The 21,564-nt window shown below is 62.6% G+C and carries 23 protein-coding genes; 10 read left to right on the top strand and 13 right to left on the bottom strand.

Going from position 1 to position 21,564, the window contains the following annotated elements; all coding sequences use genetic code 11:
- Positions 1-31 precede the first annotated feature (31 nt).
- The 9 genes from NKH71_RS28725 to NKH71_RS28685 form a co-directional block, all read right to left on the bottom strand.
- Positions 32-1,360, bottom strand: a complete 1,329-nt coding sequence (locus NKH71_RS28725) for an FMN-binding glutamate synthase family protein (protein WP_023716763.1) — start codon at positions 1,358-1,360, stop codon at positions 32-34.
- A gap of 6 nt (positions 1,361-1,366) precedes the next feature.
- Positions 1,367-2,101, bottom strand: coding sequence for a GltB/FmdC/FwdC-like GXGXG domain-containing protein (locus NKH71_RS28720; RefSeq protein ID WP_023716764.1), 735 nt, complete (start codon positions 2,099-2,101; stop codon positions 1,367-1,369).
- A 4-nt stretch (positions 2,102-2,105) separates the two neighbouring features.
- On the bottom strand, positions 2,106-2,999 hold the full coding sequence (locus tag NKH71_RS28715; protein ID WP_023716765.1) for a class II glutamine amidotransferase: 894 nt from the start codon (positions 2,997-2,999) through the stop codon (positions 2,106-2,108).
- A gap of 95 nt (positions 3,000-3,094) precedes the next feature.
- Positions 3,095-3,415: a hypothetical protein gene (locus NKH71_RS28710; RefSeq protein WP_031193328.1), complete on the bottom strand. Its 321-nt coding sequence runs from the start codon at positions 3,413-3,415 to the stop codon at positions 3,095-3,097.
- Positions 3,412-4,041 (bottom strand): hypothetical protein, encoded by a 630-nt coding sequence (locus tag NKH71_RS28705; protein ID WP_502895880.1) that lies wholly within the window; start codon positions 4,039-4,041, stop codon positions 3,412-3,414. Before NKH71_RS28705 ends, NKH71_RS28710 begins: the two co-directional genes overlap by 4 nt.
- 243 nt (positions 4,042-4,284) lie before the next feature.
- Positions 4,285-5,685: an APC family permease gene (locus NKH71_RS28700; RefSeq protein ID WP_031193329.1), complete on the bottom strand. Its 1,401-nt coding sequence runs from the start codon at positions 5,683-5,685 to the stop codon at positions 4,285-4,287.
- 15 nt (positions 5,686-5,700) lie between these two features.
- Positions 5,701-5,862 carry a hypothetical protein gene (locus NKH71_RS28695; protein ID WP_352895557.1) on the bottom strand — a complete coding sequence of 54 codons (162 nt, stop codon included), beginning with the start codon at positions 5,860-5,862 and terminating at the stop codon, positions 5,701-5,703.
- Between the two features lie 17 nt (positions 5,863-5,879).
- Positions 5,880-6,257, bottom strand: a complete 378-nt coding sequence (locus tag NKH71_RS28690; RefSeq protein ID WP_352895556.1) for a hypothetical protein — start codon at positions 6,255-6,257, stop codon at positions 5,880-5,882.
- A gap of 12 nt (positions 6,258-6,269) precedes the next feature.
- Positions 6,270-6,557 (bottom strand): hypothetical protein, encoded by a 288-nt coding sequence (locus NKH71_RS28685; RefSeq protein ID WP_023716771.1) that lies wholly within the window; start codon positions 6,555-6,557, stop codon positions 6,270-6,272.
- 248 nt (positions 6,558-6,805) lie between these two features.
- On the opposite strand from NKH71_RS28685, the gene NKH71_RS28680 reads away from it, so the two are divergent.
- From NKH71_RS28680 to NKH71_RS28665, 4 genes are read left to right on the top strand one after another with little or no spacing between them, the layout of a single operon-like run.
- Positions 6,806-7,939, top strand: coding sequence for an aminomethyl transferase family protein (locus NKH71_RS28680; RefSeq protein ID WP_023716772.1), 1,134 nt, complete (start codon positions 6,806-6,808; stop codon positions 7,937-7,939).
- Positions 7,940-7,953: 14 nt separating this feature from the next.
- Positions 7,954-8,550, top strand: coding sequence for a dimethylamine monooxygenase subunit DmmA family protein (locus NKH71_RS28675; RefSeq protein ID WP_352895555.1), 597 nt, complete (start codon positions 7,954-7,956; stop codon positions 8,548-8,550).
- Entirely contained in the window at positions 8,547-9,512 is a 966-nt protein-coding gene (locus NKH71_RS28670; protein WP_352895554.1) for a PDR/VanB family oxidoreductase, read from the top strand. Before NKH71_RS28675 ends, NKH71_RS28670 begins: the two co-directional genes overlap by 4 nt.
- Before the next feature lie 9 nt (positions 9,513-9,521).
- Positions 9,522-10,562: a heme-dependent oxidative N-demethylase family protein gene (locus NKH71_RS28665; protein ID WP_352814369.1), complete on the top strand. Its 1,041-nt coding sequence runs from the start codon at positions 9,522-9,524 to the stop codon at positions 10,560-10,562.
- Between the two features lie 135 nt (positions 10,563-10,697).
- Here the strand turns inward: NKH71_RS28665 and NKH71_RS28660 are convergent, their stop codons facing one another.
- Together NKH71_RS28660 and NKH71_RS28655 are read right to left on the bottom strand one after the other, a co-directional pair.
- The gene (locus NKH71_RS28660; protein WP_023716776.1) at positions 10,698-11,069 is read right to left on the bottom strand and encodes an endonuclease domain-containing protein; all 372 of its coding nucleotides are present in this window, start codon (positions 11,067-11,069) and stop codon (positions 10,698-10,700) included.
- A gap of 156 nt (positions 11,070-11,225) precedes the next feature.
- A complete protein-coding gene (locus NKH71_RS28655) occupies positions 11,226-11,942 on the bottom strand; it encodes a helix-turn-helix domain-containing protein (RefSeq protein ID WP_023716777.1) in 717 nt (238 codons plus the stop codon).
- Positions 11,943-12,202: 260 nt separating this feature from the next.
- Between NKH71_RS28655 and NKH71_RS28650 the strand changes: the two genes are divergently transcribed.
- The gene (locus tag NKH71_RS28650; protein WP_023716778.1) at positions 12,203-13,561 is read left to right on the top strand and encodes a trimethylamine monooxygenase; all 1,359 of its coding nucleotides are present in this window, start codon (positions 12,203-12,205) and stop codon (positions 13,559-13,561) included.
- 26 nt (positions 13,562-13,587) lie between these two features.
- On the opposite strand, the gene NKH71_RS28645 is transcribed toward NKH71_RS28650, so the two are convergent.
- Positions 13,588-14,925: an aminotransferase-like domain-containing protein gene (locus NKH71_RS28645; RefSeq protein ID WP_352484112.1), complete on the bottom strand. Its 1,338-nt coding sequence runs from the start codon at positions 14,923-14,925 to the stop codon at positions 13,588-13,590.
- Between the two features lie 108 nt (positions 14,926-15,033).
- On the opposite strand from NKH71_RS28645, the gene NKH71_RS28640 reads away from it, so the two are divergent.
- Genes NKH71_RS28640 through NKH71_RS28620 form a run of 5 tightly spaced genes read left to right on the top strand, consistent with a single transcriptional unit; the run spans position 15,034 to position 19,824 of the window.
- Complete coding sequence (locus NKH71_RS28640; RefSeq protein WP_352484111.1) at positions 15,034-16,008, top strand: substrate-binding domain-containing protein; 975 nt, start codon at positions 15,034-15,036, stop codon at positions 16,006-16,008.
- A 33-nt stretch (positions 16,009-16,041) separates the two neighbouring features.
- Complete coding sequence (locus tag NKH71_RS28635; RefSeq protein ID WP_352895553.1) at positions 16,042-16,911, top strand: ABC transporter substrate-binding protein; 870 nt, start codon at positions 16,042-16,044, stop codon at positions 16,909-16,911.
- An 8-nt stretch (positions 16,912-16,919) separates the two neighbouring features.
- Complete coding sequence (locus NKH71_RS28630) at positions 16,920-17,840, top strand: amino acid ABC transporter permease (protein ID WP_352639048.1); 921 nt, start codon at positions 16,920-16,922, stop codon at positions 17,838-17,840.
- Positions 17,827-18,600, top strand: coding sequence for an amino acid ABC transporter ATP-binding protein (locus NKH71_RS28625; protein WP_352484108.1), 774 nt, complete (start codon positions 17,827-17,829; stop codon positions 18,598-18,600). The genes NKH71_RS28630 and NKH71_RS28625 overlap by 14 nt, the downstream gene beginning before the upstream one ends.
- 42 nt (positions 18,601-18,642) lie before the next feature.
- Positions 18,643-19,824, top strand: a complete 1,182-nt coding sequence (locus tag NKH71_RS28620) for a M20 aminoacylase family protein (protein WP_352484107.1) — start codon at positions 18,643-18,645, stop codon at positions 19,822-19,824.
- 123 nt (positions 19,825-19,947) lie between these two features.
- Here the strand turns inward: NKH71_RS28620 and NKH71_RS28615 are convergent, their stop codons facing one another.
- Positions 19,948-21,513 (bottom strand): hypothetical protein, encoded by a 1,566-nt coding sequence (locus tag NKH71_RS28615; RefSeq protein ID WP_352895552.1) that lies wholly within the window; start codon positions 21,511-21,513, stop codon positions 19,948-19,950.
- Positions 21,514-21,564: the final 51 nt, after the last annotated feature.

The following is a 21,564-nucleotide window of genomic DNA, read 5'->3' as shown; positions in this document are numbered from 1 at the left end:
AATTCCTCGCTTACTGGCATTTTGGTTTGTCTTAGAAGCCGTTCTTGCCCGGTATCCAGTTGGTGCCGGTCAGCGGCACGCCGGCCATGGCGGCGGCTTCGATCGTTAAGGCGACAAGATCCTCGGGCTCGAGATTGTGCAGGCTGTTCTTGCCGCAGGCGCGGGCGATTGTCTGAGCCTCAAGTGTCATTACCTTAAGATAGTTCGCCAGCCGTCGTCCGGCCGCAATCGGATCGACCCGTTTCATTAGCTCGGGATCCTGCGTGGTGATGCCGGCCGGGTCGCGTCCCTCATGCCAGTCGTCATAGGCGCCGGCGGTTGTGCCGAGCTCGTTGTATTCCGCTTCCCAGCGCGGGTCATTGTCGCCGAGCGCGACAAGCGCTGCCGTGCCGATCGACACCGCGTCGACGCCGAGCGCCAGCGCCTTGGCGACGTCGGCGCCGTTGCGTATGCCGCCGGAGACGATCAGCTGCACCTTGCGGTGCATGCCGAGATCCTGCAGCGCCTGCACAGCCGGCCTGATGCAGGCAAGCGTCGGCTGGCCGACATTTTCGATGAACACTTCCTGGGTTGCCGCAGTGCCGCCCTGCATGCCGTCGACGACGACGACATCGGCCCCCGACTTTACCGCAAGGGCGGTGTCGTAGTAGGGCCGCGCGCCGCCGACCTTGACGTAGATCGGCTTTTCCCAATCGGTGATTTCGCGCAATTCGAGGATCTTGATCTCGAGGTCGTCGGGTCCGGTCCAGTCGGGGTGGCGCGAGGCCGAGCGCTGATCGATGCCTTTCGGCAGCGTGCGCATTTCGGCGACGCGGTCGGAAATCTTCTGGCCGAGCAGCATGCCGCCGCCGCCGGGCTTGGCGCCCTGGCCGACGACCACCTCGATCGCATCGGCGCGGCGCAGATCGCGCGGGTTCATGCCGTAGCGCGACGGCAGGTACTGGTAAACCAGCGTCTTCGAATGGCCGCGCTCTTCCTCGGTCATGCCGCCGTCGCCGGTGGTGGTCGAGGTGCCGGACAGCGTCGCGCCGCGGCCGAGCGCTTCCTTGGCCGGACCGGACAGCGAGCCGAAGCTCATGCCAGCAATGGTGATCGGGATCTTCAGCTCGATCGGTTTCTTCGCATAGCGCGAACCGAGCACGACGCTGGTGTCGCAGCGCTCGCGATAGCCTTCGAGCGGATAGCGCGAGATCGAAGCGCCGAGGAACAGAAGGTCGTCGAAATGCGGAAGCTTGCGCTTGGCGCCGGCGCCCCTGATATCATAGATGCCGGTCGCCGCGGCGCGGCGGATCTCGGAAAGCGTATAGTCGTCGAAGGTCGCGGATTTGCGCGGCGTCGTCGGCGGGTTGCGATAGGTCATGCTGCCTCAATACGCATCGGCGTTGTCGATATTGAAATTGTAAAGCGTGCGCGCCGAACCGTAGCGCTTGAACTCCGCCGCCTTGACGCCGGTCACGCCGGCACGGTCGAGCAGGTTTTGCAGCAATTCCAGGTGTTCGGGCCGCATCTCCTTGGCGATGCAGTCGGCGCCGAGGCTTTCGACCTTGCCGCGCACGAAGAGCCGCGCCTCGTAGATCGAATCGCCGAGCGCATCGCCGGCATCGCCCAGCACCACGAGGTTGCCGGATTGCGCCATGAAGGCCGACATGTGGCCGATATTGCCGTGGACGACGATGTCGATGCCTTTCATCGAGATTCCGCAGCGCGACGACGCATTGCCTTCGATGACCAGCAGCCCGCCCCGACCGGTGGCGCCGGCATACTGGCTGGCATCGCCTTTGACGACGATCTGGCCGGACATCATGTTTTCGCCAACGCCGGGCCCGGCCGAACCATGCACGGTGATGGTGCCGCCGTCGTTCATGCCGCCGCAATAATAGCCGACGCTGCCGCGGACATCGATGGCGACCGGCTGGTCGACGCCGACGGCGACCGAATGGCTGCCGCGCGGATGCAGTACCTCCCAGGCGGTCTCGTTCGAACCGGGAGCCAGATCGTGCAGCGCCTGGTTGAGCTCGCGCAGCGACATTTCGGCCAGGTCGAAGACCCTCGATGCCTGGCCCGGCTCGCGCGCGGCCTTGGAGAGGTTAATTGCCGGCATAAGATCAATGCTCCCAGAAATAGACGGTTGCGGGCTCGGGTTCCCAGACCTTCGCATTGTCTATGCCGGGCAGTTTGGTCAGCGCACGATATTCCGAGCCGAAGGCGACATACTGGTCGGTTTCGGCCATCACGGCGGGCTTGCAGGCGATCGGATCGCGCACCACGCCGAAGCCGTTCTTGGTGCCGACGACGAAGGTGAAGAAGCCGTCGAGGTCGCTCAGCGTGCCTTCCAGCGCCTCGCCGAGGTTCTTGCCATGCGCCATCTGCGAGGAGAGATAGGCGGCCGCGACTTCGGTGTCGTTCTCGGTCTCGAATGTCATGCCTTCGCGGATCAGCTCGCGGCGGACATTGTTGTGGTTGGACAGCGAGCCATTATGCACCAGGCACTGGTCGGCGCCGGTCGAGAACGGATGCGCGCCCATCGTCGTCACCGCCGATTCGGTCGCCATGCGGGTATGGCCGATGCCGTGCGTGCCGGTCATCTCGCGGACGCCGAACCGATCGACGACCGCTTCCGGCAAGCCGACTTCCTTGTAGATCTCGACGACGTCGCCGGCGCCCATGATGCGGATGTCGGGGCGCAGCGCCTGGATCGCCTCGCGCGCTTCGTCGATCTTGGCAGGCGTCGTCCTGACCACCGCATGCGTCGACTTCGCAGCCAAGCTCACCGGCGCGCCGATCGCCTTGGCGAGGTCGGCGTCGAGGCCGCGGAAATCGCGCTCCGGCTTGGCCGACTGGATGGTGATCTTGGCTTCATTGGAAGACGCGCCATAGATGGCGATGCCGGCGCTGTCGGGACCGCGATCGCTGAGCGAGATCAGCATCTCCGACAGCATCGCGCCAAGCTGGGGCTCAAGCGACTTGTCCTTCAAAAACAGTCCGACGATTCCGCACATGTCAGGCTCCGAGATTTGTTCCCTTGGAGATGTATCGAATGAGTCCCGGGAATTCAATTAGTATGAAAAAAATTTTCCTGTCGTTATATATCGGCTCAGGCGCTGCCGGCCGCACTATCGCTGCGCTTGCCGCCATTGTGAACCCATTTGGCATGGCGGACGCGGGCGATCTTGTAGGCATCCAGGATCGACAGGGCATAGATCAGGAAGCCGCCGGCATGCCGGCCGATGAAGCTGGCATCCGGCGGCGCGATCTTGGCGGTGACCCAGGCCAGGATCACCATGAAAAACAGGAACTGCAGGCCGCGCACCGGCACGCCTAGCACGACATGCCCGCTCGCCGGCAAGACGATCGCGGCGCCGAGAACCAGATACGGGTTCGGTGGCGCGGGGGAGGTGGTGCTCTGCCTGCTCATGCCGCTTGCCGTTCGCTTTGATTGATGGCATCGCGCAGTGCCGACGCCGACGACAGCAGCCTCTCGACCAGCGCCGGATCGAGCCTGACCGTGCCGAATTCGGCTTGCCGGAACACGCCATAGCGCGCCCGCTCGGCCTCGGCCAGCAGCCAGACGATGCGCACGCCGTTCGGCGTGATCAGCAATTCCTTGGCGCGCCCCTCGACAAAGACATCGAGGTGGTCGGTGATAATGGCGTCAGGGAAGCGCACGCCCTTGCGGTCGCTCCGCAGCACCGCTTCGGCTGGAAATCCCGCCGCCTTCGGCAGTGTATGGTCGAGATGATCGAAATTGGAAAAAGTCGTCGGCGATCCTGGCCGCATCATCATGTCGAAAGTGCCTGGCACCGCGACTTTTTCGTTGATCGAAACGCTCAGCCAGCGCGCTGGCAGCTTCCTGATCGCCAGCGTGTCAACGATGGTCCGTACCTGCACCCGCCGGCCGTTCCACGAGCCGGCGAAGGTGACGACGCCGGCGGTGCCGTCCGAGACGTTGGCCACGTCGGGAATGATTTCGCGAAGTCCCGCTTCGTCGGCGGCAAGCGCGGTCGAAGCCTTGTTGCGGTTGGCGCGCGCAAGCCAGGTCATGTGGAGGACGAGAGCCAGGGCAACCGCCCCGGCGAGCAATGCTGAGATCACCTAACGCACCTCGTCACGCAAATGCCCGCCCCGTTTTGGAGCAGGGCTATTGCGTATGGAGTCCCCCTCATCCGGCCGCTTCGCGGCCACCTTCTCCCCGCTGGGGAGAAGAGGCTGGCGTCAACGCTGGCCGGGTGAGGGGGCGCTTGCCCATGTGCGATTGCCCTGCGTTCTGGGATGAGCCTACTCCTGTCAGTACCCCTGCGGTTTCGGCCACGGCATGGTGAACTGGGCACCGCGGCGCACGAATCTGTAGCGGTAGAAATGGAACCAGAGCGAGATCAGGAAGTAGAAGGCGACCATGGCGATCAGCTGCGAGCCGAAGCCGAGGAAGATCGCAAAGAAGGTGACCACGCAAAGGCAGAACAGCACGATCGCCGGCAGCGGATGGAAGGGATGGGTGTAGCCGCGGCGGATCGAGCCGAGCGGCCACTTCTTCCTGAACATGATGATGTTGATGCTCATGAAGGTGTATTGCAGCACGCCCGACAGGATCGAGAAGGTGATCGCCTGGTTGAGGTCGGCGATGAAGGCAAAGGCCAGCGCGATCGGCAGCAGGAACAGGATCGAGCGATAGGGCGTGCGGTATTTCGGATGCACCGCCGAGAACCAGGTCGGCAGATAGCGGTCGCGGCCGAGCGAGAACCAGGCGCGCGCGGCGTCGTTGATGCAGCCATTGGCCGAAGCAAGTGCAGCAAGCAGCGTCGCGATGAACAACAGGTTCTCCAGCAGCGGGCTGCCGGTCAGCTTGCCCGCGTCCCAGAGCGGATAATAAGTGATGCCGAGATATTCCCAGGGCATCAGCGAGGCGCAGACATACCAGGTCATGGCGGCGGCGATCAAAAGCGTAATCATGCCGGCCATCGTGCCGTAAGGCAGCGAGCGCGCCGGCGAGCGAACTTCCTCGGCCGCCTGCGTGGTGCCCTCGATGCCGAGATAGTACCAGATGCCGAACTGGAAGGCGGCGATGACGCCGATCCAGCCATAGGGCAGGGCGTTGCCGGGGGTGACCAGCTCGTTCAGCTTGAGCACGGCGCCTTGCGTCCACGGGCTGACCGAGAAGAACAGGATGACGATCGAGACATAGGCGATGGCGGTGATGACGAAGTTTACGTTGAGCGTCATCAGCACGCCGCGATAGTTCAGCCATGCCAGCACGACGATGGTCGCGGCGATGAAGGAATTGTGGTTGAGGCCTTCGACGCCGGCCTTGGCGACGATCGTGTCGCCGAGCAGGATAGCGTCCGACACTTCGAGCATGGTGTAGGCAAAGACCAGGAACAGCGCGACGTTGAAGGCCATCAGCGGCCCGACAATGTGCTTTGCCTGCGCATATTGGCCGCCGGCGGCGGCAACCGTTGAGGTGACTTCGGAATCGATCATGGCGACCGAGGTGTAGAGCAGGCCGACGATCCAGCAGACGATCAGCGCCGCCAGCGCGCCGCCCTTGTCCGCCGCGAAATTCCAGCCGGTGAATTCTCCGACCAGAACAATGCCGACGCCGAGTGCCCAGACATGGGCGGGGCCGAGCACCCTGAGCAGCGAAACCCTGTCGCCTTGCACTTGCACTGCCGGTTCAAGCGTGACCGTCATCGTTCAATCCCCTACTCAGATCCGGTGTTTTTCGGACACGGGTTCAAGTTCGCCTTCCCTGGACGAGGTCAGCACGTCTTCGGAATAGGTCGTGTCGATCTTGAACCAGTCGTAGAGCATCCACAGCGCGAGCACGATCGAGATGCCCCAGCATGCGTAAGAGAGTGCCACCCACATGACGATTCTTCCCCGGTTTATTTGTCGTCGAATTTTTCGTTGATGACGTCGCGGTATTCGCGGTCCGATGCGCGGAACAGAAAGATGAAATAGCCGATCAGCACCGCGGCCATGATGATCAGCGTCGGCCAGTCGATGATGTAGTGGAACCGGTTCTGGATGATGTCGTGCGCGGTTTCCGGCGTGTAGCCGAGCTTTTCCCAGATCGAGGCCATGGTCGGGTTCTGGCCGAGCGCTTCCCACGTCTTGGCGTCGAGCGCGTCGATGGATTTTGCCGCCCCTGCCAGCCCCAGTTTCAGCGGCAGCCACAGCGCGACGAAAATCGCGACCACGACGACGGCGATATCGAAAACCTGTCCGGCCTTGCTCTGTTTGGGCGGTGTGTAGCGGGCCATGCGTCTCCCCCCTCAGGACTTGCGGTTGCGGTAAGCGTCGGCATTCTTGATGTCGAGGCCGTAGATGAAGTCCTTGTCTTCCTTGTAGTGGTTGACCATCGCCAGGATGGCGGCCGTGTTGAAGATCAGCACCGCGGCGGCAGCGACCGCGACGACTAGCTTGATGCCTGCGTCGGGGATGTACGGCCATGTCATGAAGAGGACGAAGAGGATCGTCGCCCACAGACAGACGATCAGGAGCACCGATCCACGAAGGTCGGAACGGTACAGGGCTTCAATGCGCTGCTGCATGTCGGACATCGGTTCCCCTCCATCGCTCTCTTTCAAGAGAGTGAAATTTTTTTCATAACTTCAAGCCGAACTCCGCAATTGTCAAGACGATTTTACGCAACGTTAACTGTTTGTTTGACCAGCCGGATTTTGCCTGACAATGAAATTATTTGCTTGCGGGTATTGCAGGCTCTCGGCGTTTGCGATCAATATTCGGGCAACGCTCCCGCCAGGGAGCAGGGGAAAGCAAGAAGTTTTTTCGAACGGAGGACCAGCGGATGACGGCATCCTGGAGATTTTCGGCCCTTGCGGACCGCCATCGCGCGCTCGGCTCGAAGCTCGAAGACTGGAGCGGCATGGGCACCGCGTGGACCTACGACAAGGACGCCGACGAAGAGTATATCGCCATCCGCACCAAGGCCGGCCTGATGGACGTGTCCGGCTTGAAGAAGGTCCACATCACCGGGCCGCACGCCTCGCACCTGATCGACCTGGCGACGACGCGCGACGTCGAAAAGATCTATCCCGGCAAGTCGGCCTATGCCTGCATGCTGAACGAGGCCGGCAAGTTCACCGACGACTGCATCCTCTACCGCACCGGCCCGAATTCCTGGATGGTGGTGCATGGCTCGGGCACCGGCCATGAAGAGCTGCAGCGCGCTTCCGTCGGTCGTGACGTGTCGCTGCGCTTCGATGACAATCTGCACGACCTTTCGCTGCAAGGCCCGACCGCCGTCGACTATCTGGCAAAGCATGTGCCGGGCATTCGCGACCTCAACTATTTCCATCACATGCAGACGCAGCTGTTCGGCTTGCCGGTGATGATCTCGCGCACTGGCTACACCGGCGAGCGCGGCTACGAGATCTTCTGCCGTGGCCAGGACGCCGGCACGATCTGGGACAGGATCCTCGACGAGGGCAAGAGCGCCGGCATCATCCCGTGCCGCTTCACCACGCTCGACATGCTGCGCGTCGAGAGCTACCTGCTGTTTTACCCCTACGACAATTCGCAGAAATACCCGTTCGAGAACGAAGGCCCCGGCGACACGCTGTGGGAGCTCGGCCTCGATTTCACCGTCAGCCCCGGCAAGACAGGCTTTCGCGGCGCCGAGGAGCATTATCGCCTCAAGGGCAAGGAGCGCTTCAAGATCTTCGGCGTGCTGCTCGAAGGCAAGGAGCCGGCCGACGAGGGCGCGCCAGTCTATCGCGACGGCAAAAAAGTCGGCGTGGTGACCTGCGCCATGTATTCGCCGCTGGTCAAAAAATCGATGGGCATCGCCCGGCTCGACGTCGACTGCGCGGTACAAGGCACCAGGCTCGAGATCCGCAACAAGAGCGGCGCCATCAGCGCAACCGCCGAGCCGCTTCCGTTCGACGATCCGAAGAAGACCAAGCGCACGGCGAAAGGCTGAGGCATACTGCGGGTATGGCAGCGAAAAGCATCATCAGCCGGCCGGTCTATGGGACCCTGTCTCCGCAGCCCGGCAAGCATCATCTTTTCATAGCGGATGCAGAGGGAGCGCTGGCGATTGCCGATCTGGCCGCCAAGGCACCGGCGGATTTCTTCGGCGGCGCCCACATCATTTTCATTCCCGGCCGCGACGGCAAATACGTCGATACGCTCGAAGCGCTGAAGCCGGCGCAGTTCTACCTCGGTCATTCCTTCGCCAGCGCTTTGCCGCGGCTGAAGCAGACGCTAGCCAACGCGCATATGGGCCTCAGGCTCTATCTCGCCGGCACCGAACGGCTGATCGGCCAGGCCATGCAGGCGGCGCTCGAAGCCGGCATCGACCACATCTCGATCCAGACCGAGCATCGCGGCTCGCTGGCGCGCCGCATGCAGTGCGTCCACTGCAAGGGCATCACCGAGAACGTGACGACGCAGCCGGCGACCTGTTCGCATTGCGGCCTCTTACTTCTGGTGCGCGATCACTATTCGCGGCGGCTCGCCGCCTTTCAGGGCGTCTGCATCAACGCCGAGGACCGCAGCGAAATTCCTCCGATCGAGGAGGTCTTTCGATGAGCACCGGCACCACCAAGCTCGACGTCGTCGTCAGCGATGTCGTCCCGGTCAACGAGCTGGTCACGCGGTTTCATTTCCGCCGGCGCGACGGCGAGCTCTTGCCGACCTTTTCCGGTGGCGCCCATGTCGTCGTCGAGATGCGCGATGGCGAGCGCACCAGGCTCAATCCCTATTCGCTGATGGGCTCGCCGCTCGATACCCGCGAATACACCATCTCGGTTCGCCGCGACGACGCCGGCCGCGGCGGCTCGCTGTTCATGCACAGGCAGGTCAGGCCCGGCACCGAGATGGTGGTCAGCTATCCCGTCAACCTGTTCTCGCTCGATCTGCGCGCCAGGAAGCATCTGATGCTGGCCGGCGGCATCGGCATCACCCCGTTCATGGCGCAGACCGCGCAGCTGGCGGCGGAAGGCGGCAATTTCGAGTTGCACTACACCTGCCGCACCGCTTCGCTCGGCACCTATGCCGATCTGCTGAGAGAGCGCTACGACCGCCGGATCAGGCTCTATCACGACGACCGCGACGAGCGCATCGAACTCGACCGGCTGCTGTCGTCGCAGCCGCTCGGCACCCATCTCTATGTCTGTGGCCCGTCCGGCATGATCGGCTGGGTACGTGACCGCGCCGCCGCCCTCGGCTGGCCTGCCGAGACCGTGCATTTCGAGCATTTCGCGGCACCGCAACCCGGCGCGCCCTTCGACGTGACGCTGGCGCTCAGCGGCAAGACCATCCGTGTCGACGAGCAGCAGAGCCTGCTCGAGGCGATCGAGGCGGCCGGCGTCGATCCGCCCTATCTCTGCCGCGGCGGCGTCTGCGGCCAGTGCGAGACCAACGTCATCTCGCATGACGGCAAATTCATCCACAACGACCACTGGCTGAGCGAGGAAGACCACCGTTCGGGCTGCAAGATCATGCCCTGCGTGTCGCGCTTCGAGGGCAGGTCGCTGGTGCTGGAAAGATAGGAGGCGAGCTTGGGCATTACCTTTCGCAAGGAAACCTTTCGCGACGACTTCACCTTCCGGAACAGCCCGGAGCACATCAGGCGGTTTCCATTCCCGTTCCATGAAGACAGCTACATGTATGCGGTCAATATCGAGCCGCATGTCGTCGGGCCGAAGGGCAGCGTGCTGGAGAATTTGATCGACGTCGACGAGCACTATGTCGCCGAAATGCAGGACCGTGCTTTGGTGCTCGCCGAAGACCCGCTGCGCTGCCAGTCGCTGCCGCACATGACGCTGGCCGGCTGGGACCTGCTCGAACTGCTGATGGAGCAGCAGGCTTCCGGCTATCCCGAGCATTTCACGCTGACGCGCGACGGCGACCGCTGGCGCTGGATCAACCGCCCGCTCGGCATCGACGACAGCTTCACCTTCGGCGACGTCTCGACGCTGCCCTATGGGCCAATGGAGTACATCACGCGTCAGAGCCAGGGCGATTTCTGCATCCTCGACCAGCGCGACGGCAATCTGTGGATGGATGCCGGCATGGTCACCACCCAGGCCGACTGGTCGCTCGATTTCGACATCGGCATGAACTTCTTCGAATGGCACGCGCCGGTGCCGCTGGCGCATGAGAAGGGCATATTCGTCCGGGCGCTGAAGTTCCTCACCAATATCCAGCAGGGTAAGCCGGCGCGCCGGCTGAACTGGACGATGACCATCAATCCGCGCCTCGATACCAGCCCGGAAAATTACCACAAATGGGGTCCGGACCGCGCCACGGTGACGCCGGAAAATGTCGGCGACAAGGTTCATCTGCGCGTCGAGCTGCAGAGCTTCTGGCGGCTGCCGCGCTCGAATGCGATCGTGTTCCCGATCCGCTGTTACCTGATCAAGATGGACGAGCTGGTGATGCAGCCGAAATGGGCACGGCGCCTGCACCGCGTCATCCGCGACCTGCCCGAGGAACTCGCCACCTACAAGGGCCTGACGCGCTACCGCGCGACGCTCGTCGAATGGCTGTCGAAGTTGGATGACGGCAGTGCGACGTCGCCGGGGTTTGGGCCGGATTGAGTTTTTCTTGCCCCTGTTGGCGCTGCCCTAAAGCAGCCAATCTCCCCCCTAGAGGGGGAGATGCCCGGCAGGGCAGAGGGGGGCGCCGTGGAACGCCGGCCTTGCCCAATCTCCACCCCAGCGCCTCCGCGAAGCTCACGACGCGCCGCCCAGCCCAGCCACGATCACGACATGCTGACAGACATTGTCGATATCGCGAATGACATCGTCGTTCCAGAAGCGCAGGACCGTCCAGCCCAGCGCTTCGAACTTCGCGGTTCTTGCAGCGTCCGATTCCGACGTTTCGGCCTGGCCATGCTGGGAACCATCAAGCTCGACGATCAGCTTTTTGTCCGGGCATGCAAAATCGACGACATGGCCGGCGATAGGCATCTGGCGTCGAAATCCCAGTCCCATCAACCTGTGTGCCCTGATCTCATTCCAAAGCTTGAGTTCGGCATCGGTCATCACCTTGCGCATCTTGCGCGCATTGCGGCGGTTGTTGGCGGATACTAGATTATGCGTCATCGCGGTTCGCCCCCCTCTGTCCTGCCGGACATCTCCCCCTCAAGGGGGGAGATCGAATGTCACTTCGGCTTCGCCAATCCCCAATGCTGCAAAGAGTAGCCGTCGCGAAGCCGCCGATCTCCCTCACGAGGCGACCAAGGGGAGATCGAGCTCCGCTCACCCCGCGCTCTGCGGGTAGCAAATGATCGACAAATAGCGCATCGGCAGAACGGTCAGCACTTCCGGTCCGTGCGGTGCGTCGGCGTCGAAGAATAGGCTGTCGCCGGGCTTCATCGGGTAGAGATTGCTGCCGTGCCGGTAAACCACTTCGCCTTCGAGCATATACAGGAACTCCATGCCTTCGTGCTGGAAGGTCGGAAACACGTCGGAATCTTCGGTCAGCGTGATCAGATAGGGTTCGACGACGACGCCGCTGGTGTTGGAGCCGATATGGCCGAGCAGATTGTACTGGTGGCCGGCGCGCGTGCCGCGGCGCTCGACGTCAAGGCCTTCCCCGGCCTTGACAAAGACGGCGCTGCGCTCTTCCTCGAAGCGGCGGAAGAATGCGGTGACGGGAACGCCGAGTGCCCGCGACAGCGCCTGCAACGTGGTCAGCGACGGCGAGGTGATGCCGTTCTCGATCTTCGACAGCATGCCAAGCGAAATGTCGGTGGCGGCCGCCAGATCGGCGACGGTGATGCCGAGCTTCTTGCGGAATGCCCGCACCTCGCGGCCGATCGCGACCTCCAGCACTTTTTCGCGAGTGTCGCGAATGGCGTGCGGGTTCTGGGTGAGCGGCGCGCGCATCTTGCGCGGATCGATTACAGCAACCGACGGCTTGGCTTTGCCCGCGGCGGCTGCCGCAGGCTTTAGACTGGTCGCTTTTTTCGCCATTTCGCCACCCCGGACCTTGCCGATTCATTTCACTCACGGTGAACATATTCGGTGCCGATACAGAAGCGCAACTCTTACGGCAAGCCACCCGTGTCGAATTGCGCAATGTCCGGATTTCGCCCGAGCTACCGCGTCGCTTGGAAATCCAGCGTGGTGAAACGAGGGTTTCGCGACAAGGCCTGTTGACAGCATCGAAGGGGTAATTACTGTCCTGTCAGTGAAATTTGTTTCGTTAGAGAAATGAGATCGGGAGGCCCGAAATGAAAGATCGTGTTGCCGTCATCGGAGCCGGGCCGTCCGGCATGGCCCAGCTCAGGGCCTTCAAGTCGGCCGCCGACAACGGCGCCGACATTCCCGAGATCGTCTGCTTCGAAAAGCAGTCCGACTGGGGCGGCCTGTGGAACTACACCTGGCGCACCGGCCTCGACGAGCACGGCGACCCGGTGCACGGCTCGATGTACCGCTATCTCTGGTCGAACGGCCCGAAGGAATGCCTCGAATTCGCCGACTATACGTTCGAGGAGCATTTCGGCCGGCCGATCGGCTCCTATCCGCCTCGCGCCGTGCTGTGGGACTACATCAAGGGCCGTGTCGAAAAATCCGGCGTGCGCCAATGGGTGCGCTTCAACAGCCCGGTGCGCATGGTCACCTTTTCCGATGCGACGAAGAAGTTCACCGTCACCGCGCATGACCGCACCAACGACGTCACCTACTCGGAAGAGTTCGACAATGTCGTCGTCGCTTCGGGGCATTTCTCCGTGCCCAACGTTCCTTATTTCGAGGGCTTTTCGACCTTCAACGGCCGTATCCTGCACAGCCATGACTTCCGCGACGCGATGGAATTCAAGGGCAAGGACATTTTGATCATCGGCCGCTCCTATTCGGCCGAGGACATCGGCTCGCAATGCTACAAATACGGCGCCAGATCGATCACCTCCAGCTACCGCTCGAAGCCGATGGGCTTCAGATGGCCGGAGAACTGGAAGGAAGTGCCGCTGCTGCAGAAGGTCGTCGGCAAGACCGCGCATTTCAAGGACGGCAGCACCAAAGACGTTGACGCCATCATCCTGTGCACCGGCTATCTCCACTCCTTCCCGTTCCTGACCGAAGATCTGAAGCTGAAGACCGCCAACCGCATGTGGCCGGACGGGCTCTACGAGGGCGTCGTCTGGGAGAAAAACCTGAAGCTGTCCTATATCGGCATGCAGGACCAGTTCTACACCTTCAACATGTTCGACGCGCAGGCCTGGTTCGCCCGCGACGTCATCATGGGCCGCATCAAACTGCCCTCGGCCGATGCGATGGCCGAGCACGGCAAAAAGTGGCGGGCACGCGAGGAAACGCTGGAAGACGCCGAGCAGATGATCTGGTTCCAGGGCGACTACACCAGGGAGTTGATGGAGCAGACCGACTATCCCGGCTTCGATGTCGAGGCTGTCAATCAGACCTTCATGGAGTGGGAGCACCACAAGGCGGAAGACATCATGGGCTTCCGCGACCATTCCTATCGCTCGCTGATGACCGGCACGATGGCGCCGCTGCACCATACGCCCTGGCTGCAGGCGATGGACGATTCGATGGAGAGCTATCTCGAAGTGAAGGGCGTGGCGGCGGAGTAGGGAGTCCGAACGACGATTGCCTTGCCTCAGACAACGTCCCGCGCCGGGTCGGCTGCCAGCGCCAGGGAATTTGCGACGTGTTCGAGGTGCTCCTCGTCCAGGATGCTGGTCGCGACGCGGACGGCGTTCGTTTTTCCGGTCGAAAACTTCGCGCCGGCATGGACCGCGATGCCGTGCGCGGCCAGCGTGACCATCGCATAAGGTTCCGAAGCAACCGGAATGAGGACGCTGAGACCATATCCGGCGTCGATCGCGACATCGCGTTTCGCCAGTTCGCCGGCGAGCCGTTCGCGGCGGCGGCGATACACTTCCTTCGCCTGCTCGACCAAGACAGCCGTGGCCGGGTCTTGCAGCAGCCAGGCGGTGGCCGCCTGCAGGATACGGCTGGTCCATCCCGAGCTGAAGCTGCGATAGGACTGGATCTGTTCGACGATCGTCGCCGATCCGGACAGCACGGCGAGCCGCAGGTCCGGGCCATGGGTCTTGGAATAGGACAGGATGTGGACGACGCGATCGGGAAAACGCCGGCCAAGCGAAATGCGCGGCGCATCGGCAATATCGCCAACGCCGTCATCTTCGACAATCAGCACGTCGGTGCCGGCGAGCAGGTCGCCGATGACTTCCAGCCGCGCCGACGACATGCAGGCGCCGGTCACCGAATGGACGCGCGGCTGGAACAGGAACGCGACCGGCCGCTGCCGCAGAGCGTTGGCGAGCGCGTCGGGCAAGGGGCCGTCACTGTCGCAGTCCACCGGGATGATCGGCACGTCGAGATCTTCGAGGATGTCGAGCAGGCGAAGCGCCGTCGGATTCTCGATGGCCACCGGCGCCCCCGTCGGGACCAGCGCATGCAGCAAGGTGTAGATGGCGTTGTAACCGCCATTGGTGGCCAGGAACGCGCCGGGATCGTACGGCCATGACGGGCGCACCGCGGCCTCCAGCTCGGGCAGGATGCGCACCCGGTCGTAGCTGTTGAGCTTTTCGGCGCGCGCGCCATGCGCCAGCGCGATGTCGAGCGGCGGCAAGAGCTTCACATCGGGCTCCGCGATCGCCAGGTTCAGAATGTCCGCACCGTAATTGCCGCCGCTCATGTGGCGCTCGGGCCGGGCGGCAAAGCGGTTGCCCATGATCCAGGTGCCGTTGCGCCCGCGGCCGCCGATGATCTTGTAGCGCCGCAGCTCGCTCCACGCCTGCGAGACCGTCGCCGGGCTGACGCCGAGCACATAGGCAAGATCGCGCACCGGCGGAAGCTTTGCGCCGACAGGCAGCGCGCCGCTTCTGATCAGCGCACTGGTCTCGCGCGCGATGCCGCGCGTCGTGCGGTCGCCGAGGCGTTCAGCGAACCATCCTGCATCGAAATCCATCGAATCAACGACTGCCAGTGTTAATGTTCAGTAACATAATAACATTTGATCGGCCAAAAATAAACATTTACCAATCGCCGGTCAAACATAGTATTGAAGTTCATGCCGATGCCCGTTTCCATCACTATAGCCACCCGTGATTGGGACTATCTCACGCCCTTGGTCCTCGGTGACGTCACCTCCAGCCGCTTGTCGGTGAAGGTTGACCGCGTCGCCACGCTGATCGCGGATCTCGGTACCGATCCGAACTACGATGCGGCGGAGGTCTCGTTCAGCCGTTATGTGTCGGCCATGGCGTCGGGCCGGGATACGGTGGTTGGAATACCGTGTTTCATCATGCGCGGCTTTCGCCACCGCTGCATCATCACGGTCAGTGACAGTCCGCTGGTACGGCTCTCCGACCTTGCCGGCAAACGCATCGGCGTCACCGGCTGGCGCGATTCCGGCAACACATGGACGCGGGCGGCACTTCGCCGCGAAGGTGTCGGCGTCGAGGACGCCTACTGGTTTGCCGGCAGGCTGACATCCGAGCACCCGGTCGCCGACCGCCTCGACGGATTCGGCAGGCCGGGTCGCATCGAAGCAGCGCCAGGCGAGCGCCCGATGATGGAGCTGCTGGCGCAAGGCGAGCTCGACGCCGTTTTCACACCCTTCATGCCGGACGGCTTTTTCGGCCCGGCTTCCGGCTTCCGGCAAGTGCTGCGCGATTTTCGCGCGGCCGAACGCGCCTATTTCGCCGACGTCGGTTATGTCCCGGGCATGCATCTGGTCGCCGTCAAGGCCGTCCTGGCCAGGGAGCACCCCTGGCTGCCGCAGGAACTCGCCAGGCTGATCGACGAAAGCCAGCGCGTCTGGACGGGCAAGCGCCGAAAATATGCCGATACCTCGCCCTGGATCCTCGAGGAGCTGCTTCATGCGGGGCGCGACCTGCCTGCCTCCTGGAACGCCAGCGGCCTGCCCGCCAACCGGCGCATGATCGAGGATTTCGTCACCGAGCTACATGCCCAGGGCATTCTGACGGAACCGATTTCCGCCGAAGCCTTGTTTCCTTTCGACGCCAGGTCGCGGGCCACCGCAGCCTGACAACGCGCAACGAAGAACACGAAGGAGAATGCCATGAGGACAATCAGCTTCATATTCGCCTCGCTCGTCACCATTCTGGCGCAGGCCAGCTTCGCCCAGGATATCCAGAAGCAATCGGTGAACGAAGATTTGCGGGCCCGGCTGCCGGAAGAGATCCGCACGGCGGGAAAGATCACGGCCGTCAACAACGGCTCGTTCCCGCCCTATGAGATCGTCACCGGCACCGAACTGACCGGGGCAACCAGGGACATTTCCGACGCCATCGGCCAGCTGCTCGGTGTCGAAGTCGATCACGCCTCGGTCGCCGGCTTGCCGGCCTTGCTGAGCGGCATCAATGCCGGCCGTTATCAGTTCGCGATGGGACCTGTCGGCGACTATCCCGACCGCCAGAAATCCAACGACTTCATCGATTGGGTGCGCGAATACGTCGTCTTCGCCGTCGAGAAGGGCAATCCGCAAGGCATCACCTCGCTCGACACGGCGTGCGGCAAGCGCATCGCCGTGATGTCGGGTGGCTCAGCCGAAAAGGTCATCAAGCAGCAGGCGCAGAAATGCACCGAGGGCGGCAAGCCGGCCGTCGAGGTGCAATCCTTCACCGACCAGCCGAGCTCGATACTGGCCGTCCGGTCGAAGCGCTCCGACGCATTCTTCTCCTCGCAGGCGCCACTGACCTATTTCGTCGAGCAGGCGAAGGGCCAACTGGAACTTTCAGGTGTCGGCCAGGCCAATGGCTTCAAGGACATCTATCAAGGCGCCGTCTTCAAGAAGGGCTCGCCGCTGGGCGGTGTACTACTCGACGCGTTCAAGATCCTGATGAAGAACGGCACCTACGCCGCGGTGATGAAGAAGTGGGGTCTCGAGAAGAACATGATCGACGCGCCCGGCATCAACCAGGGACAGTAGAGGCTGCCATGACCGACGCGACCGCTGCCTACGCGTCCGAGGTGCCGCGACGTCCCGACGACGCTCTGCGCGATGTCAAGCGAGCCCACCGGCCGTTTCCGCTTGTCCGGCTGGTGCTCTGGGCGTTCACCGTCGCCGTGGCGGCCGGCTTCGCCTATATCGTCGCGGTCAACCCGAATTTCGGTTGGCCAGTCGTCGCCCAGTATTTCTTCGATCCGACGGTCATGCAGGGGCTTTCCGTAACGCTCGGCCTGACGGTCGTGGCGATGATCCTGGGTATCGTGCTCGGCCTGCTGCTCGCCATCGCGCGCATGTCGAAAGACAGGCTGGCATCTTTTCTATCCGGACTGTTCATCTGGTTCTTCCGGGGAACGCCGCTGCTGGTGCAGCTCATCCTGTGGTACAATCTTTCGACGCTGTTTCCGCGCATTTCCATCGGTTTTGCGAGCTGGAACACCAACGACCTGATCACGCCTTTGACGGCCGCTATCCTCGGTCTGGCGCTGAATGAGGCCGCCTATATGGCAGAGATCATTCGTGGTGGGCTGCTGTCGGTGGACAAGGGGCAGGCCGAAACGGCTGAAGCCTTCGGCATGACCCGCGCGCGGGCCCTGCGGCGCATCATCATCCCGCAGGCGATGCGCTCGATCGTGCCGCCGACCGGCAATCAGCTGATCAGCATGATCAAGGCGACGTCGCTGGTCAGCGTCATCGCCATGGCCGACCTGCTGTACTCCGTGCAGTCGATCTACAACCGCACCTTCGAAATCATTCCGCTGCTGATGGTTGCGGTGCTCTGGTACCTGCTGATCACCTCGGTTCTCAATGTCGCGCAGGGCGCGATCGAACGCCATTACAGCCGCGGCGACCGCGGCGCCCGCGAGAAGACGGCGACCGCCACCCTGGAGGCCGCCAATGAGCGCGCATGACACGCCCTTGGTCCGGGCGCGCAACGTTCACAAGGCCTTCGGCCCGCTCGAGGTGCTGAAGGGCATCGACCTGGACGTCGCGCCTGGCGAGGTGGTGGTCGTTCTCGGACCGTCCGGCTCCGGAAAGTCGACCTTCCTGCGATGCATCAATCATCTCGAGGCGATCGACCAAGGGGCGATCGAGGTGGACGGCGAGCAGATCGGCTACCGGTTGCACGACGGCCGTCTCGACAAGCTCTCCGATCGGGCGATCGCGGCGCAGCGGCGCAAGATCGGCATGGTGTTCCAGCAGTTCAATCTCTATCCACACATGACGACCCTTCAGAACGTCATCGAGGCTCCGGTCGGCGTTCACCGGGAGAACCGCAAGGAAGCGATCGGCTACGCCCGCGAACTGCTGACCCGTGTCGGTCTCGCCGACAAGATCGACGCCTATCCGCGCCAGCTTTCAGGCGGCCAGCAGCAGCGCGTCGCCATCGCCCGTGCGCTCGCCATCCGCCCGAAATTGATGCTCTTCGACGAGCCGACGTCGGCGCTCGATCCGGAGTTGGTCGGCGAGGTGCTCGCCACCATGCGCGATCTTGCCAGGCAGGGCTTGACCATGATCGTGGTCACGCATGAGATCGGCTTCGCCCGCGAAGCGGCGGATCGGGTGGTGTTCATGGACGACGGCAATGTGATCGAGGCCGGGCCTCCGGACGAGGTTCTCGCCAAACCCAGGCACCCGCGCACGCGGGCCTTTTTAAGCCGTTTCATCTGACAGAAAAGCCGGCGCCATTACGTGCTCGGCAAAGGACCCCTCATGCCAAAGACCTCCAACCAGTTCGCCGATGTTTCCGACTTCGCCGACAAGGCCGCCGAGCTTGCTGCGGCTCGCCAGCACCTGCACGCGCATCCCGAGCTTTCCTTCCAGGAGCACGAAACGGCTGCATACGTTGCCGAACGGCTCGAAAGCTGGGGCTATGAGGTGACACGCAATGTCGGCGGGCTCGGGGTCGTCGGCCGCTTGCGCCAAGGCAGCGGCCGCAGCATTGCCATCCGCGCCGACATGGACGCCTTGCCGATCACCGAAGCGACCAATCTCCCTTATGCCAGCCAAGCCAGCGGCAAGATGCACGCCTGCGGCCATGACGGCCACACCACGATGCTGCTCGGCGCGGCCGAATACCTGGCGCGCACGCGCCATTTCAACGGCACGGTGAACCTCATCTTCCAGCCGGCCGAGGAAGCCGGCAAAGGAAGCGGGGCGCAGGCGATGATCGCCGACGGCCTGTTCGAGCGCTTTCCCTGCGATGCGATTTTCGGGCTGCACAACCATCCGGGCGCGCCGGCGGGTTCCTTCCTGATGCGCGCGGGGCCGCTGATGGCAGCGAGCGATACCGTCACCATCAAGATCGCCGGGCGTGGCGGCCACGCCTCGCGTCCGCACCTGACGGTCGACCCGATCGTCGCTGCCGCCAACATCATCATGACCCTCCAGACGGTGGTGTCGCGCAACGTCAACCCGATCGAGACGGCTGTCGTCACCGTCGGCACCATTCACGGCGGCACGGCCTCCAACGTCATCCCCGAACAGGCCGAGATCACGCTCAGCGTCCGCTCCTTCTCGGTCGAGATTCGCGATAGGCTCGAGCAGCGTATTCGCAGTATCGCAGCACTTGTGGCGCAGGCGCATGGCGCAACCGTCGAGATCGACTACGAGCGCGGCTACCCGGTGGTGGTCAATTCCGAGAGCGAGACGTCCTTTGCGACAGACGTCGCTGTTGAACTCGTTGGTCACGACAAGGTGGCCGTCTGCCCGTTGATCCCCGGCAGCGAAGACTTTTCCTATTTCCTCGAGCACAAACCCGGTTGCTTCCTCCGCCTCGGCAACGGCGAGGATTCAGCCATCCTGCACAGCTCGAAATATGATTTCAACGACGGCAATTTGACCGTCGGCGCAGCGCTCTGGGCTCGACTGACCGAGAGATTCCTGGCCGCTTGATCCATACTTGCGGCTGGGATTGTCGATCGGCCGGTCGACCAGAATTGGGGCGACCGGCCGCGCGACGATGCTCAACGAATTCTCACGCATTCCCCCTCTTCGAATGCGATAAGAGCTTCACTTTCAGACGAACAAAAAGTCACTCGTTGTCAGCGGGCTCGCAAAGTTTGCGAGAGTAACTTGATCGACTCCCGCGGTAATAATGGTGTCGGTTCCACTTTGCGCAATTGTGAGATCATCGAACGATTGCACGCCCTCCACGCCACTAAACACGATAGTGTCGCCTTGGGTCTGGCTGAAGTCGTAGATGGTGTTTTGGGTTCCGACCGTCATTGAACCATCGTCCTTGAATATGAATTGGTCTGCGCCGCCCTGAGCCAACTCGCTCAGTTGTCCATCCCCCCACATGTCATTGATGACCGTGCAGCCAGGTGCCGCGCTCCCTGCGTACAGGACATCGTTGCCGCCCTGAGCCGAACCGGACATTTGCAGAGCGTCGCCGCACAGGAAGTTGCGAACTTGGCCGCTTTCGCTGTTCTGGCCCCCGGTAAGAATGTCATTGCCGCCCTGGGCGGAGCCGGACATAGCGCGCGCGTCGCCGGACAACTCGTTTAGAACGTCAGGAAAGGCGCTCTTGTCCCCGCCGGTCAGGGTGTCATTGCCGCTCACAGCGTTGCCGAGCATCGTCACGGCGTCGCCATACCCCACATTATGGGCGGTGCCTTGCAGCACGGCCACGTCATCGCCCCCAAGCGCATGGTCGAACATACTGCCGCCCGCGTCACCGTAGAACGTTACCCGGGACCCACCCACGCTCGTGAAGGTGTCGTTGCCGCCCGTGGCAAAACCGGAAAGATCGCCGCCCGCATCGCCATAGAGAGTTTTGCTCCCGAGATCCCCAAACGTGTCTGTGTAATAGTCGTCGCCGCCCAGAGCATGGCCAGACATGTTGCCGCCGGCGTCGCCGAAGAAAGTGTTGGTGGAAAAGGAGCGGCCCGTAAAGGTATCGTTGCCACCCCTACTGTCGTCCGACATGTCGCCGCCGGCATCGCCGTAGAAAGTGTTGAATGAATCGCTCTTGCCCGTGAAGCTATCGTCGCCGCCCCGCGCATTGCCGGACATGTTGCTGCCGGCGTCACCGTAGAAAATGTTATTGGCTTCTTTCGAGCCCTCGAAGGTGTCGTTGCCGCCCTTGCTGCGATCGGACATCTCGCCGCCTGCATCACCGTAGAAGGTGTGGTCGGCTCCTTGTTTGGTTTGGGTCAGGAAAGTGTCGTCACCCCCATGAGCATGGCCGAGCATGTTGCCGCCGGCGTCACCATAGAAGGTATCGACTACCTGCCTTGCCAATCCACTGTTGAAGGTATCGTTGCCGCCCTTGCTGTGGTCCGACATATCGTCGCCCGCGTCACCATAGGCAGTCGTCGTGGTGGACGAAAGCCCCGTGGTGAAGGTGTCGTCACCGCCCCGAGCAAAATTGAACAAGCTCCGAGCCGCGTCACCGTAGAAGGTGTAGGTCGACGGTGCGGTTTCCGTAAAGGTATCGTTGCCGCCTCTCGAGAAATCGAGCAGGCTGCCGCCGGCGTCGCCGGTCAAGATATTCGTGTTTGGATCGCCTGTGAGGGCGTCATCGATACCCCACTGATGATCTGCTAGATCACCGGTAGTAAAGGGAACGCGTTTAGACATTATCCGCTCTCCTGTTGAGCCTACCCGTCCCATCACAGCCGTACGATGTGA

The sequence above is a fragment of the Mesorhizobium sp. M0983 genome (assembly GCF_040318975.1).
GTDB lineage: Bacteria > Pseudomonadota > Alphaproteobacteria > Rhizobiales > Rhizobiaceae > Mesorhizobium.
Note: the sequence above shows the minus strand (reverse complement) of the source record. Positions and strands in the feature narration are given on the sequence as shown.